General features: G+C 64.1%; 14 protein-coding genes. 12 read left to right on the plus strand and 2 right to left on the minus strand.

The annotated features are described in order from the left end of the window. The first annotated feature begins 9 nt into the window (after nucleotides 1–9). From AAHK20_RS00130 to AAHK20_RS00140, 3 genes are read left to right on the plus strand one after another with little or no spacing between them, the layout of a single operon-like run. The gene (locus AAHK20_RS00130; RefSeq protein ID WP_449179396.1) at nucleotides 10–987 is read left to right on the plus strand and encodes a quinone oxidoreductase family protein; all 978 of its coding nucleotides are present in this window, start codon (nucleotides 10–12) and stop codon (nucleotides 985–987) included. After that, complete coding sequence (locus AAHK20_RS00135; protein WP_449179397.1) at nucleotides 984–1334, plus strand: cupin domain-containing protein; 351 nt, start codon at nucleotides 984–986, stop codon at nucleotides 1332–1334. Before AAHK20_RS00130 ends, AAHK20_RS00135 begins: the two co-directional genes overlap by 4 nt. Before the next feature lie 43 nt (nucleotides 1335–1377). Beyond that, nucleotides 1378–2139 carry a helix-turn-helix domain-containing protein gene (locus AAHK20_RS00140; RefSeq protein WP_449179398.1) on the plus strand — a complete coding sequence of 254 codons (762 nt, stop codon included), beginning with the start codon at nucleotides 1378–1380 and terminating at the stop codon, nucleotides 2137–2139. 21 nt (nucleotides 2140–2160) lie between these two features. Here the strand turns inward: AAHK20_RS00140 and AAHK20_RS00145 are convergent, their stop codons facing one another. Beyond that, nucleotides 2161–3237, minus strand: coding sequence for a LacI family DNA-binding transcriptional regulator (locus tag AAHK20_RS00145; RefSeq protein WP_449179399.1), 1077 nt, complete (start codon nucleotides 3235–3237; stop codon nucleotides 2161–2163). Nucleotides 3238–3576: 339 nt separating this feature from the next. Between AAHK20_RS00145 and AAHK20_RS00150 the strand changes: the two genes are divergently transcribed. From AAHK20_RS00150 to AAHK20_RS00175, 6 genes are all read left to right on the plus strand, one after another. Next, on the plus strand, nucleotides 3577–4575 hold the full coding sequence (locus AAHK20_RS00150; protein ID WP_449179400.1) for a sugar ABC transporter substrate-binding protein: 999 nt from the start codon (nucleotides 3577–3579) through the stop codon (nucleotides 4573–4575). A 95-nt stretch (nucleotides 4576–4670) separates the two neighbouring features. After that, the gene (locus AAHK20_RS00155; protein WP_449179401.1) at nucleotides 4671–6182 is read left to right on the plus strand and encodes a sugar ABC transporter ATP-binding protein; all 1512 of its coding nucleotides are present in this window, start codon (nucleotides 4671–4673) and stop codon (nucleotides 6180–6182) included. A 2-nt stretch (nucleotides 6183–6184) separates the two neighbouring features. After that, complete coding sequence (locus AAHK20_RS00160) at nucleotides 6185–7165, plus strand: ABC transporter permease (protein ID WP_449179402.1); 981 nt, start codon at nucleotides 6185–6187, stop codon at nucleotides 7163–7165. Then, nucleotides 7162–8169 (plus strand): ABC transporter permease, encoded by a 1008-nt coding sequence (locus AAHK20_RS00165; protein ID WP_449179403.1) that lies wholly within the window; start codon nucleotides 7162–7164, stop codon nucleotides 8167–8169. The genes AAHK20_RS00160 and AAHK20_RS00165 overlap by 4 nt, the downstream gene beginning before the upstream one ends. A gap of 319 nt (nucleotides 8170–8488) precedes the next feature. After that, nucleotides 8489–9592 carry a porin gene (locus AAHK20_RS00170; RefSeq protein WP_449179404.1) on the plus strand — a complete coding sequence of 368 codons (1104 nt, stop codon included), beginning with the start codon at nucleotides 8489–8491 and terminating at the stop codon, nucleotides 9590–9592. A 102-nt stretch (nucleotides 9593–9694) separates the two neighbouring features. Beyond that, nucleotides 9695–10822: a YncE family protein gene (locus AAHK20_RS00175; protein ID WP_449179405.1), complete on the plus strand. Its 1128-nt coding sequence runs from the start codon at nucleotides 9695–9697 to the stop codon at nucleotides 10820–10822. 113 nt (nucleotides 10823–10935) lie between these two features. On the opposite strand, the gene AAHK20_RS00180 is transcribed toward AAHK20_RS00175, so the two are convergent. Beyond that, nucleotides 10936–11118: a hypothetical protein gene (locus tag AAHK20_RS00180; RefSeq protein WP_449179406.1), complete on the minus strand. Its 183-nt coding sequence runs from the start codon at nucleotides 11116–11118 to the stop codon at nucleotides 10936–10938. 170 nt (nucleotides 11119–11288) lie between these two features. Here AAHK20_RS00180 and AAHK20_RS00185 point away from each other — a divergent pair, with 170 nt between their 5' ends. From AAHK20_RS00185 to AAHK20_RS00195, 3 genes are all read left to right on the plus strand, one after another. After that, entirely contained in the window at nucleotides 11289–11834 is a 546-nt protein-coding gene (locus AAHK20_RS00185; protein WP_449179407.1) for a GlcG/HbpS family heme-binding protein, read from the plus strand. Nucleotides 11835–11870: 36 nt separating this feature from the next. After that, entirely contained in the window at nucleotides 11871–13079 is a 1209-nt protein-coding gene (locus tag AAHK20_RS00190; protein WP_449179408.1) for an acetamidase/formamidase family protein, read from the plus strand. Between the two features lie 98 nt (nucleotides 13080–13177). Further along, a complete protein-coding gene (locus AAHK20_RS00195) occupies nucleotides 13178–14479 on the plus strand; it encodes an MFS transporter (RefSeq protein WP_449179409.1) in 1302 nt (433 codons plus the stop codon). Nucleotides 14480–14514: the final 35 nt, after the last annotated feature.

Below are 14514 nucleotides of genomic sequence, written 5' to 3' on the forward strand. Positions count from 1 at the left end.
CTTATCAGTATGAAAAACGTCCGTGTTCTGCAAAAAAGCATCGACATCGATTCGCTGGCGTTGCACATCGATACGCAATCCGTTCCACAGGTCGGGGCGGCGGAGTGTCTCGTCGAGATCGAGAGTGCAGGGGTGAACCCGAGCGACGTGAAGGCGGCGCTCGGCCTCATGCCCCATGCGGTGTGGCCGCGCACGCCCGGTCGTGATTACGCCGGCCGCGTGATCGACGGCCCCTCGCATCTGCTCGGCATGGACGTCTGGGGCAGCGGCGGCGAGCTGGGCATCCGGCGGGACGGAACGCATGCGCGCTACCTCGCCGTGCCCGCCCACAGCGTGCGCGAGAAACCGGCCAATCTCACGATGGATGAAGCGGGCGCCGTCGGGGTGCCGTTCATCACGGCTTTCGAGGGGCTGCGGCGCGCCGGTCGCGTGAAGCAGGGCGACGTGGTGCTGGTGCTCGGCGCCAACGGCAAGGTCGGTCAAGCCGCGATCCAGCTCGCTACGATGGCGGGCGCGACAGTGCTGGGCGTCGGGCGCAGTGAGCAGCCTTACATCGGTCATGCCAGCGGCGACGTGAAAATGATCGACGCGTCATCGGTCAACCTTGATGAGGTCGTCCTCGACATGACCGACGGTCATGGAGCGGACTACGTTTTCAATACGGTGGGCAGCCCGTATTTCGAGCGCGCCAACAAGGCAATGGCGGTTAGGGGCACGCAGATTTTCATCTCGACGATCGAGCGGCCGGTGCCTTTCGATATCTTCGCGTTCTATCGCGGGCAGCACACGTACGTCGGCGTCGATACGCTCGCACTCGACGCCAAGGACGCCGCGCTGATGTTCGACGTGCTGAGGCCGCATTTCGAGCAAGGCACGCTCAAGCCGTTTCCGATCGACGACGATTTCGTGTTCGATCTCGCCGATGCGACGCTGGCCTATCAGGCGGTGTATCGCGGCGCGGCCAACCGGGTGCTGCTCAAGCCATGAACGTGACCCGCTTTGATGAGGCGCCCGAGTACTTTCCCGCCAATCACGTTCTGATGCGCTGCGTGCGGTTGCAGGGCCACGAGGCGGGGCCGGCCGAATCGCTGTGGCTCGGCGTGTCCACGCTCGAACCGGGCGGATACACGTCGATGGACGCATCTTCGGTCGAAAAGCACTACGTGGTGCTCGAAGGCGAGGTCTGCGTAGCGACCGACGACGGGGAGGTCGCCCTGCGGACGTTCGATTCGTGCCGGCTCGCGCCTGGTGAGCGCCGCGCATTGCGTAACCGTTCCGATCGGCCTGCACGACTGCTGCTTGCCATGCCTTTCGCGCGACCGGCCCCGCGTTGAGCGAGCACATGCGGCGCGACGGCGATTCGCGGAGGCTGCGCGCGTGAGCGATCGCGCCTGCCACGTGGCGGACATGCAACTCGGGCCCTCGGAATGGCGCGATTTCCCGCGCGATGCGAGCGGACGGTTCGTCTATGTCGGGCGCGGCGGGATCTGGGTCGCCAGCGCACGCCGTGCATACTGCCTCACGCGCGGCAGCGGCATCTGGTTGCCGCCTTCGGCGGCGTTCCGGGTCTACGCGGCCTATGAGGCGCAATTGTGCGAGTTGCGGGTGGCGCCCGCGTTGAGCGCCGGATTTGTTCGCGCAGGGCGAGTCGAGCGTTGTTCGAGCGTGCTCGCGTCGCTTCTGTCCGCACACGGACGGCAGGCGCTCGCGCGCTCCCCGCAGGCCGCCGTTGCGTTGCTGTTCGACGAACTGCGCGCCGCAGGAAACGGGGCGTGGGGACTCGCCATCGACATGCCGTCGCCACGCAGCCGGGTCGCGAAACTGTGCGATGCGTTGATTCTGAATCCGCGCCGGGACATGCGTCTCGACGAGGTGGCCAGTCAGGCGGGGGTCAGCATCCGCACCCTGCATCGGATCTTCGTCGGCGAGCTTGGCACGAGCGCGGGGCGATGGCGCAGACATGCGCAGATCGGCGCCGGCATGTGCGCACTGGCTCTCGACTTCCCCGTTGCGGAAATCGCTCGCGGTCTAGGGTTCACCGCGAGCGCGTTTTCAACGTTCTTCAAGGCGCAGGTCGGCTATGCCCCGCGAGAATGGTTGGCGCAGCGTCGCGCGCTGGCCCATGAGGACCCGGCATGACCGCGGCGAAGGCGCGGCGGCTCAGCGCGCCTGTGCCGCTGAGCGCGAACGCGACGTGGCTTGGCGCGGCGCGGCTGTCGATCCTCGAACCATGAGTTCGGGGGGGAGCGTGATGCGCAGCGGCGCGGCGCCCGGTGTCGAGATCATGCCGAGCAGCAGGCGCGCCGCCTGCCGGCCCATCTCGTGATGCTGAATTCGCAACGTCGTCAGCGGGGGATGCAGCATGTCGACAAGCGGCATGTCGTTGTGGCCGATCAGCGAGATGTCTTTGGGACACTCGATCCGGAGCGCGGCGAACACGTCGTAGCAGCCGAGTGCGATGAGATCGTTTGCAGCCACGATCGCGGTGACGCTGCGGTGGGTCTTGAGCAATTGCTCGCACGCCACCCGGCCAGCCTCGCGCGTGAATTCCGCGGCCTCGAATACGACGGTCGAGCTCAGACCGTGCTGCTGCGTCGCGATCTGGAAACCCTGGAGCCGCGACAGGCCAGTGGCGAGCCGCTCCGGCCCGGACAAATGCGCGATGCACGTGTGCCCGAGCTTGACCAGATGCTCGACCGCAAGCCGCATGGAAAGGAAGTCGTCGTTGACGACTTCCGGAACCTGCCCGCCGTCCTCGCCGCGATTCACGAGCACCACGGGTACGCCGTCGCGCATGCAGCGGCGTACCAGCGGGTCGTGCCGTGACGCCGTCGCGAGCACCAGTCCGTCCACCTGGCGCTCGAGCATTTGTTCGAGCATGCGCTCCTGGTCCTTCGGCTTGCCGACGACATTGGCGATCAGCACGCCGTAGCCCTCGGCAGCCAACGCTTCCGAGACGCCGCAGACGATCGGCGGAAATACCGGGTTTTCGATGTCGGGCAGGCAGACCCCGATCACTTTTGACTGACCGCCGCGCAACGCGGAGGCGAGCCGGTTCTGGCGATAGCCGAGGGACTTCGCGGCCGCAAGCACTCTGCGCACCACTTCGTCGCCGATCAGGTGGCGCGTGGCCGGATTCAGAACTCTCGACACGGTGGAAGCGTTGACGGAGGCTGCAGCGGCGACTTCGCGAATGGTGACGCGGCCGGCGCCGCGCGTGTCTGGTGTATTGGCCATGGAACCTGTTGTTCGATTTCGGCCGATTATAGATGCAAAGGGTTGCTTTCGATGTCGCAGTAAAAACCCTCATGTTTTCAGGCGTTAAAACGCTTGGACATTGTGCGGTGCGTCGGTAGGATATGCACACGTTTGCATGAAACTGATTCGAGCTAATCGCTTGATGTGCTTCACGGTTGCGAAATGCGCGCTGCAATAAAGGTGTCAGAGTAAAGCGTCGATTAGCGGGTATTCATGCAAACGGTCGCATACGAGCATCTACAAGTGCCGCGACGCTGGCAGAGCCGCTTTCGCGTCTCGGCGTCGGCAATGTGCAGGATTACGTGGAGGGAGACGAACTTGAAAGTCGAACGGATGCCATCAGGCAAGAGGTCCAGGGGGCGCATCGCCATCGCATGCGCCGTCGCGCTCGGCGTGAGTCATGCATCGAGCGCATTCGCGGCAGGCGAAAATCTTGCCGCTTTCTACAAGAACCAGGTCGATCCGCATTTCGCGCTGGTGCACGCCGGCGTCGATGCGGAGGCCAAGCTGCTTGGCGTGTCGGTGACGCATTACGCGCCGACGCGGCCCAACGACCTAGGCGAGCAGTTGAGCGAACTCGAGGACGTGAGCGTCAAGAAACCGGGCGCGGTGCTGTTCATGGGGGTGAACCCGCGCGGCGTGGTGCCCGAGATCGAGAAGCTGAACACCATCGGCATTCCCGTCGTCAACTACAACGACCGGGTTGCGGGCGGCGCGTTCGCGTCGGTGGTGGTGGCCGACGACTTCAATCTCGGCCTCGAGATCGCGCGATACCTGTTCACGAACATGGGGGGCAAGGGCAATGTCGTCATCCTCGAGGGCGTGAAGGGTTCGACCACGAGTGACGAGCGCGTGCGGGGCTTCCACAAGGCACTCGAAGAATTCCCGGGCATCCATCTGCTCGCCTCGCAGCCGGCGAACTATCAACGCTTGCAGGCCCTGCAGGTGACGGAGAACCTGATCCAGGCGAACCCGAAGATCGACGGCGTGCTCGCTGCGGCGGACGTGATGGCGATGGGTGCCATCGAGGCGCTGGAGGCCGCCGGTCAGAAGCAGACGAAGGTGGTCGGCATTGGCGGCGTGCCGGAATCCGTCAAGGCGATCAAGGACGGCCGCCTGCTCGCCACCGCTGAATTCAACGGCTTCAAGATGGGCTGCATCGCGACGATGGCGGCGGTCCGAACCCTTCGCAAAGAACCCGTTCCGAAGACCATCTTGTTGAAGGGCATCGTCATCGACAAGACCAACTACGCGCCATTCGAGCTTCCCGGCGACCAGCGGCAATGCCCGGCATGGGATGACGTAGCCAGCAATTGACGCGACGGCGGGCCACGCGGGGCGCATTCAGGTGCGGCGCTCCAAGGCGCCTCGCGCGTCGTGGCCGCCGCCCTGTCAGCACCGCGGAGGCGAACATGGAAACCACGGCTTCGACCGAGTGCGTGCCGCGACTCGAATTACGCAAGATCTGCAAGAGCTTCCCCGGCGTTCGCGCGCTGACCGATGTCGATCTGCGGCTGTATCCCGGCGAGGTCCACATGCTGCTCGGCGAAAACGGCGCGGGAAAATCGTCGCTGATGAAGGTGCTGTTCGGCGCCTATCGAGCCGATTCCGGCGCGTTCTTCTTCGACGGCGAGCCGATTACGATCGACTCGCCGGCTGACGCGAAACGCTTGGGCATCGCGGTGATCTTTCAGGAATTCTCACTAGTTCCGCATCTGTCGATTGCGCAGAACATCTATCTCGGTCGCGAACCGCGCAATCGTCTTGGCCTCGTCGATCATCGCAGGATGCACGCCGACGCCTCGGCACTGCTCCGCGAACTGGGTCTCGCGTATGACACGCGTGCACATGTAGCGGATCTCGGCGTCGCGCAGCAGCAGATGGTCGAGATCGCGAAGGCGCTGTCGCACGACGCGCGCGTGCTCGTCATGGACGAGCCGACCGCGGCCATTTCGGACCGCGAGGCCGAAGCACTCTTCGCCGTTGTCCATAAGTTGCGCGATGCGGGCGTAGCGATCGTCTATATCTCGCATCGGATGAAGGAAGTCTTCGATCTCGGCGACCGAGTGACGGTATTGCGCGACGGACGCCTCGTGAAATCGATGCCGGCTGGCGAGACGACGGCCGAGGAACTGATCGCGCTGATGGTCGGCCGTCCGGTCGGAACCGTGTACCAGCGGCGCTATTTCGGCACGCCCGGCGAAGTTGCGCTCGACGTGCAGCGGCTGACGACCGCGACCGGTGTGAAGGGCGTCGATCTTCAGGTCAGACGCGGCGAAATCGTCGGCTTGTCGGGGCTCGTCGGTGCGGGGCGCACGGAAGTGGTCCGCGCGGTGTTCGGCGCCGATCCGATCCAGGGCGGCCGCATCGAGATCTTCGGCGAGCCGGTGACGGGCGGGCCCGACAAGGTGGCGGCGCGGGGCGTGGGCCTGATTCCGGAAAACCGCAAGCAGGAAGGGCTGGCGCTGAACCGCTCGGTCCACGAGAACCTGCTCGCGTCGAGCCTGTGGCGGCTCTTTCCAAAAGGCTGGTATCGCGCCGAGCGGGCGCGGCGCGCAACGCAGGAACTGATCGAGACACTGCGCATCGCGCCGGGCGATCCGGGCAAGCGCGCGCGGTTCCTGAGCGGCGGCAATCAGCAAAAGATCGTGATCGGCAAATGGCTCAGCGCCCGCTGCCGCCTCTTCATCTTCGACGAACCGACGCGCGGCATCGACATCGGCGCGAAGACGGAAATCTTCAACTTGATCGAGCGGCTGGTGGAAGAGGGGGCAGCCGTGCTGTTGATCAGTTCGGAACTCACGGAAATCGTGCACGTCTGCGACCGCGCGTACGTGATGCGCGATGGCGCCATCTCGGGTGAATTGCCGCGCGAGCGGTTGAGCGAGCAGAACATTCTTGGCCTGGCCATGCACGGAGGGTAACGATGTCACGCAATGAGAAGCAGGACAGGAAAGTCGAGACGGCACGGCGCAGCCGGCCGCTGCCGTCGATCGTGTGGGCGAGCGTCGCGCTTGCCGTGGCCGCGTCGATCGGCGTGCCGGGATTTGCATCGCGCGCCAACGTGACCGATATCGGTCTGCAAATCGCGATGCTCGTGATGATTGCGATGCCGATGACACTCGTCATCCTCAGCGAAGGGCTCGACCTCTCGGTGGGTGCGCTGCTCAGCCTGTGCGGTGTGGTGTTCGCCATGACGCTGGGAGCAGGGTTCGGCATGGCTATCGCGCTGCTGAGCGCGGCGGCGGTGGGCATGGCGATCGGCTTCGTGAACGGCACGCTCATCGCGAGGCTCGGGCTGCCGCCCTTCGTCGTGACGCTGGGCACGCTCGGCATCTCGCAGGGCATTGCGCTCGCCCTGACCGACGGCAACGCCGTCGTGGTCGGCACACCCGCCGTCGCGCAGCTGTACGCGTGGTCGGTGTGCGGCGTGCCATTTCCGGTCCTCTGCGCGCTGGCGGCCTATGCGGCGACGCATCTGCTGCTCTATCACACGAAGTTCGGCGCCTATGTGTTCGCCATCGGCGGAAATCGCGAAGCACTCGTGTTGGCAGGCGTGAAGGCGAGAGCATTTCACGTCGCGATCTACGCATTGAGCGGCCTCTTTGCCGGTCTCGCGGCACTGCTGCTGGTTGGCCGCATGAACGCCGCGGAACCGACGTCGGCGATCGGCATGGAGTTCGACGCGATTGCCGCGGTCGTGCTCGGAGGCACCTCGTTCGAGCGCGGCCAAGGCGGATTGCCCGGCACGGTGATGGGCGTCGTGACGATCGGGGTGCTGCGTAATGCGCTCAACCTGCTCGGCGTCGAGTCGTCCCTTCAGGTCGTGTCGGTGGGCATGCTGGTCCTGCTCGTCGTCGTGGTCGACAGCGTTCGCAAATCCCGCGTCATTGGAGTGCAAGCATGAATATCCCGAATCACACCCGGTCCTTGTGGGCTCAAGTGGGCCAGTTCGATGTCCGCCGTCGCGTACGCGAGGAGCCCGCCGGGCTGATCTCCCGCGCGATATTGGTGGCAGCGATCGCGTTGGCGCTCGCAGTGGCGACCGACGGATTCGCCACCTCCGCGAATCTGCTGAACGTGTTGCGGCAGGCGAGCCTGATGTTCCTGCTGGCCTCGGGCCTCACGCTCGTGATCCTTTCCGGCGGCTTCGATTTGTCGATTGCGGCCAACATGACGTTGTCCGCATGCCTTGCCGCTGGTGCGATGAAGTCGGGTGGATCGCCGATGCTGGCGGTCGCGACCGCGCTTCTATGCGGCACATCGATCGGGTTGCTGAACGGACTCGCCGTGACGTTCCTGAGGCTGCCGCCTTTTCTGGCGACATACGGAATGCTGTGGGTCGTGCAGGGGCTTGCCTTTCACTACATGGGCGGAAACGAGATCTTTGGGTTTCCTGAGGGATTTCGAGCGCTCGGTACCGGATTCTGGTGGCACGTGCCGTTGCCGGTCTACATGATGCTGTTCGTCTTGATCGGAGGCACGGTTGTCACCGCCTGCCTGAACTTCGGCCGCGAGATCTACGCCATCGGTGCCAATGCGGAAGCGGCACGGCTCTCCGGCATTCCGGTGCGGCGGCGCCGGATCGCTGTTTATACGATCAGCGGCTTGATGGCGGGGATCGCCGCTATCGTCTTTCTGGCACGAGTCAATGCGGCGGATTCGGCGATGGGAGAACCGGTTCTGCTGCCCGCGATCGCTGCGATCTTGATTGGCGGCGCGTCGCTATTTGGTGGAGCAGGGTCGTTGCTGGGCACGGTGTTCGGGTGCGTGATCCTCGCGCTCGTCATCGATGGGATGAACCTGTTGAACCTCAACGCGAACTGGCAGCCGCTCGTTGTGGGTTCTGTCTTGCTGGTCGCAGTGCTTACCGATGCTCTTGGTCGGCGGCGTGCGGAGAAGGCCCGCTAACCGTTGTCGCGTTGCGGGGCACAACAAAGAGACGATTTGATAAGCGGCGGGACTGTTCGGCGACCGCGCATTAGAGAGTTTTCCGTAGCATTGATGTAACGACGCCGCATGCGGCATGTCCTGACAACAGCGGCGAGGCACTAAGCCACTGCGGTCAATAGGGCGAACGATCCGTTATCGATTTTGAATGCCGCTGACCGGCATCGCTTCATCGAAACGGAATCGAAATAACAAAATAAATTCGCAGTACGAATCGGGTAACGATCGAAATGCGACATGCACCAGTTAATGGTTTGCTGACATGGAGGGGATGGTGGAGATGAAAAGAAGGATGATCGCGGCGTCAATTGTTGCGGCAATCAGCAGCACGGCGTTCGCACAGAGCAGTGTCACGCTTTCGGGCCGGATCGACGAAGGTCTAACGTATGTCTCGAAAGACGGAGGGAGCAACAACACGAAGATGGACAGCGGCGTGCTGTTTCCGAACCTGTGGATACTCTCGGGCACCGAGGATCTCGGCGGCGGAAACAAGACATTGTTCAAGCTGTCGTCGATCTACAACCTGAACAACGGAGAACTGGGCCAGCCCAACACGCTGTTCGGTCAGCAGGCCTGGGTGGGCTTGCAGACCAAGTACGGCACGCTCTCGTTCGGCAACCAGTTCGACTTGAGTGCCGATTACTTTGGGCAGTTCAACATCAGCTCGTCGGGCAGCGGCTATGCGATTCACCAGGGCGACTTCGACCACACCAACAACGACCGGCTGAAGAACTCGGTCAAGTACGTCAGTCCGACGTGGGGCGGGTTCTCGTTCGGCGCGATGTACGGTTTCAGCAACGCGGCGGGAAGCTTTCACGACAACAGTGGCTGGAGTGCGGGCGCGCAGTATGCGAACGGTCCGCTGACGGTCGCGGCTGCGTACACCTATGTCGCGACACCGACTGTGGATCCCTATGCACAGATCGGCACGCACTCGTTCTTCGGTTTGCCGGTGGCGAGCGTGGCGAACAATGTCGCTACCGATCTCGAACCCAATTTCCAGCTTCGCTCGCTCGGCACGTTGGGCGTCGGCGCGTCATACGCGATCGGTGACTTCACGCTGTACGGCAACTTCAGTGACACGGTGTTGAAGTACCTGAACGAGACGTCTGTCATGCACGTCTACGAAGGGGGCGCCAGCTGGCAGTTGTCACCTGCCACCCAATTGGTGGCGGGCTATCAGCACACGACGTTCGAAGGGCATGCATGGAATCAGGTGACGGCGGCCGCGCTTTACGCGCTGTCGAAGCGGACCCAGGTCTACGTGTCGTCCGACTACCTGAAGGCATCGGCCGGCGTCGATCCCGTGATCGGCGCGAGCTTCGCGCCATCGCTGGCGGGACAGCAGGCCGACGTGCGCATCGGTATCTATCACAACTTTTAGTCGAAGCCCGCCGCGCGCCGGCGGGCGTGCCGCGGGCGAACGGCTGCAACAACCTGTCCCAGCTTCGGCTGGAGCTATCAACGAGTGTAGGAGGAGGCGAACATGAAACGAGCATTGGGTGCAATCACATTGGCAGGCACGCTGGCAGCGTGCGCGTACGCATGGGCAAGCGATGCGGGCAACGCGCCGAAATGGCTCACCAACATCCCGATGACGAGCGCGAAGCCGTTCGGCTTCGACATCAGCGCGACGGCGGACGGTGCCTATTATTTGGCGGACGGTTCGAACGCGACGCTCGACGTATTCGACGCGAAGACGATGACGCTGCGCGATCGGATCTCCGCGGACTTCGCCGGCATCGGCCCGAGCCACGACAAGTCGGGGCCGTCGGGCGTGATCCCGGTGCCGGGGACGTCGCTCGTCTACGTCGGCGACGTCAACGCGGTGAAGGTGATCGACGTGGCGTCGAAGCAGCTCGTCAAGCGCATCGAAGTCAGCACGACTGGAATCCGGGCCGACGAGGGCTGTCTCGATCCGCAGCATCACATCGCCATGTTCTCGAGCGGCGCCGAGGAGCCGCCGTTCGCTACTTTCATCAACACCGAGACGCAGTCGGTCATCGCCAAGGTCACGTTGAGCGACTCGACCGGACTGGAAGCGTGCGCGTATGACCCGAAGGGCAACAACTTCGTCCTCAACAACGACGGTACGAAGGCCAATCCCAAGGGCGAGGTCGATGTGATTCCGGTGGCATCGGTGCTGGAGGGCAAGCCGGCCGTATCGAACGTCTTCAAGTTGAAGGGCTGCGAAGGGCCGAGCGGCATCGCCATGGGGCCGGGCAACGACGCATTGATCGGCTGCGACCCGGACGAAGGCGGCAAGCAGTCCACCGTGATCATCGATCGCACCAACGGCACGACGCTCGCCGAGTTGCCGTTCGGCGGCACGGACGAAGCTGTCTACGATCCGGTCTCGAACCGCTACTTCCTCGCCGCCGGCCATCACTCGGCGGACAACGTCTCGCGTGTCGGCAACAAGGCAGCGAAGTTCGATCCGGCTCTCGGCATCGTCAATGCGAGCACGCGCAGCCTGGTCGCGATCGTTCCGACCGGCGCTGGTGCGCACTCAGTGGCGGTCGACGGCGAATCGCATCACGTGTTCGTTCCGTTTGCCGCAGGCCCGTCGGAGCAATTCACGGGTACCGGTGTGTCGGTCTTCGAGACCGAATGACGGTTTCATCGTCGCGTGATTGAAGCGGCTTCCCCGTGAGACCGCCGGAGGGTCTCACGGGCTTTTTTCCCGCGCGGCGGTTTCGTCATGCCGTGTTGCGGTCCCGGCCGCGTTCAGGAGCCGGTGTGCTGAGCGGTGTCTGGCGCGGGCTGGCTGGAGTCGCCCTGACTCTGCGGCGGCGGCTGGTTACGCGTGCGGTCGTGTTCGTGATCGACGTGAAAGTGATTGCCCGCTACAGCCGGACCTGCCAGGAGCACGCCCAGCATCAGCGCGGCGCCATACATCAACGTTTTCATGAGGGTTCTCCAGGTTCTACGTTACGCAAACCTGAATTCAAGGCTAGGCAGATTTCGCCTGCCGCTCTAACTCGTGAATACCCGTAAAAGTGGCCGATTTTAAAAACATTTTGGATGTCGATTCGAATGACGGACGCGACCCGGTCGTCAGCAACAAGAAGGAGAGGGATGTGAAAGTCAGGTTTTCGATTCAGCGGCTGGCGCAGGTGGCGATCGCGTCGTTGGCATTCGCGGGTGTGGTTCATTCCGCGGCTGCCGACGAGACCGCCGCGCTCACGCCCGCGCCGGCCTATTCGCTCAGCTTCACGCAAACCGAAAAGCTGATCGGGCTCGCGGTCGCCGCAGCGAACGCGCGCCATCTCGCGATGAGCTTCGCGGTCGTCGATCCGGGCGGTCATCTGATCGCCGCCGCGCGCATGGACGGGGCGCCGTTCGCGAGTCTCGATTTCGCGCGCGGCAAGGCGTTCGCGTCGGTGGCGCTCGGCGGCCAATCGGGCACGACGCTCGAGCAGCGGTACCGCGACGATCCGTCGGAATACAGCAACGTGTCCGGCGCGGGCTATTACGCCCCTTTCCTGCCGGCGGGCGGCACCTTTCCCGTTTTCTCGAACGGCCATTTGCTGGGCGCATTGGGCGCCAGCGGCGCGCCGTCAGCGATTGACGACCAGGTGGTCAAGCAAGCGATCGAAGCGCTCGGCGCAAGCACCACGCGTTGAGCGCGCTTTGTCATTGAAACTTTGTCAGGATGACTTATGACACGCAACACAGAGATTGACCGCTCGGCCGAGATGGCGGCGAGCGGCCTGGAGACGACGGGCGCCGAGACGCGGGATGCGACGACGATCTGCCGGCGAACGATGCTGCGGCTCGGCTTCGGCGCGCTAGCCGCGGGCGCGGCCGGCATTGCCGGCGCGGCCCGTGCGCAATCGACTCATGCGGCCGCAGGCGGCGCGGGTCCCCATGCGGTGCGCGGCGGCAAGGTCGTTCGCCTCGTGCCGTCGTGGGACACGGTTCAGGTCGGGCGCATGGAGCCGAACGCGGCGCCGGCCGTCACGATCCATTCGGGCGATACCGTCTGGTACGACGGCACGTGGACCAATTGGGGCAACGAAGCGAAGTACGGGATGGGGTTCAAGGAACGCGAGCCGATTCGCAAGAAGTATCCGAACGGCGCCTTCTCGCTGATCGGCCCGGTTGTGATCGATGGCGCGGAGCCGGGCGATCTCGTCGAATGCCGGATGCTGAAAATGCGGACCATCGACTGGGGCTGGAACTCGGCGCCGCCGGGCGTCGGCGCGTTGCCGCACGATTTCAAGCCCTATCTTCGCTATCTGAAGATCAACAGCGAGCGTACCCATGCGGCGTTTGTGCCCGGCGTCGACATTCCGCTGAAGCCGTTTCAGGCCTATCTCGGCACGCAACCGCTGGGTGACCGGCCGGTCAGCGCGAACTTCGCAGGCAGCTACGGCGGCAATCTGGATTGCGCCGTGCTCGGCGTCGGCACCTCGATCTTTCTGCCGGTGCAGATGACAGGCGCGCGGGTTTGGACGGGCGGCTCGATGGGTGCGTCGGGCGAAGGCAACGTCGATCAGACGTCGATCGAAACGGCATTCGAAGAGATGCGGATCCAGTTTCTGCTGCACAAGCAGTCGGCTCTCGACGGCCCGATGGCGGAGACGCCGGAGCACTGGATCGGTTTCGGCTTCGCCGACAGTCTGGATAGCGCGCTGGTCGCCTGTCTGCGGCAGATGATCGGTTGGCTATCGGCCGCCACCGGCATCGCGCCGGAAGACTGCTATGGCATCTACAGCGTGGCGGGGAGCTTTCGCGTGTCGCAGTACGCGAATCAGACCGGCACGGTGTACGCGACCAAGCCGCCGAAAGGCATTCATTGCATGCTGCCCAAGCGCATTTTCTCGGCGGAGCTGCAACAACGCATCTCGGCCTACACGCGGGCGTGATGCGGCATTTCTTTCCAATGTATCGAGCAAACGGCGATGCCGGCGTCTCCGTGTTTCGAACGGGGGCGTGCAGGCTCGCGCCGTGAGGAGTGGATGTGATGGAAGTGAAAGAGAAGAAGGCCGCGGTCGCGGACGAAGTTTCAGTCGAGGTTTCAGTAATAGGCAGCACGGGCCGGTGTTTTGCGCTGGCGGTGTGCTTTCTGATCGTCGTGCTGGACGGATTCAATACGACGTCGATCTCGTTTGTCGTTCCGACGCTCGTGCGTGCGTGGCAACTGGCGCCGGCCTTGTTCACGCCGGTGTTCGTCGCGACGAACGTCGGTGCGGCGATCGGATTCGTCGTCACGGGGCCGCTCGCGCATCGCGTCGGACAGAGGTTCGTCGGGCTCGCGAGCGTCGTGCTGTTCGGCGGCTGCACGCTGCTCTCCGCGTACGCGGGCGACATCATGAGCCTGTCCGCGATGCGCCTGCTAGCGGCGATCGGACTGGGCGCGGCCTTGCCGATCGCCATCACGGCGTCGGCGGGCATCCTCGGCGCGAAGCACAAGGTCGCCGCATCGATTCTGGTGACGACCGGCATGTCCGTGGGGGCCGTCATCGGCGGCCTCGTGGGAGGGCCGCTCATGCATCGGTTCGGTTGGCAATCCGTCTTCGTGCTCGGCGGCACGCTGCCGTTCGTGGTGGTGCCCGCGTTTTACCGCGTCCTGCGAACAGCCGGGCAGGCGAGCGGAGATCACGCGGCGGGGCGGAGCGCGAATCAGTTTAAGGCGCTATTCAAGAACGGCCTTGCGGGCTACACGTGCCTGCTTTGGCTGTTCTCCTTTCTGATTTTCATGGACGTCTATGCGCTGCTGTTCTGGCTGCCGACGCTGTTGGTCGCATTCGGCTTCTCGCTCGATCATGCCCCGGCCGGGATGGCGGCATTCAGCGTCGGCGGGCTGAGCGGCAATCTGTTGATGACGGCGGCCGTTGCTGCGATGACGCTGAAGGGCAATCTGCGGATCAAGTCGGCTCTGACGATCGGCGTGGCGTGCGTGATCGCCAGCATCGCGGCGCTGAGCCAGGCCGCCTTGCCGCCGCCCGGTGTGCTGTTGCTGATCGGCGTGATCGGTGCGGGACTGGTCAACGGCATCATGGGACAAACCGCGCTCGCGGTCGCTTTCTATCCAGCGAACCTCCGCGCGACGGGTGTGGGCATGGGCCACGCGATGGGGCGCGTCGGATCGTTCGTCGGTCCGGCGATCGGCGGTGCATTGCTGTCCCTGGGCTGGGCGCCGCGCGACATCATCCTGACCGCGATCCTGCCGGCGCTCGGCGCGATCGTTACGCTCGTTGCCTTGTCGTTGGCCGGACGCCGGGCAGGTAGCCGGGCAGCCAGTCATGCGCTGGTCGAGCACTGAACTTCCAACTACCGCTTTCGTTTTTTTAACTCAAC

The sequence above is a fragment of the Trinickia camelliae genome (assembly GCF_053525655.1).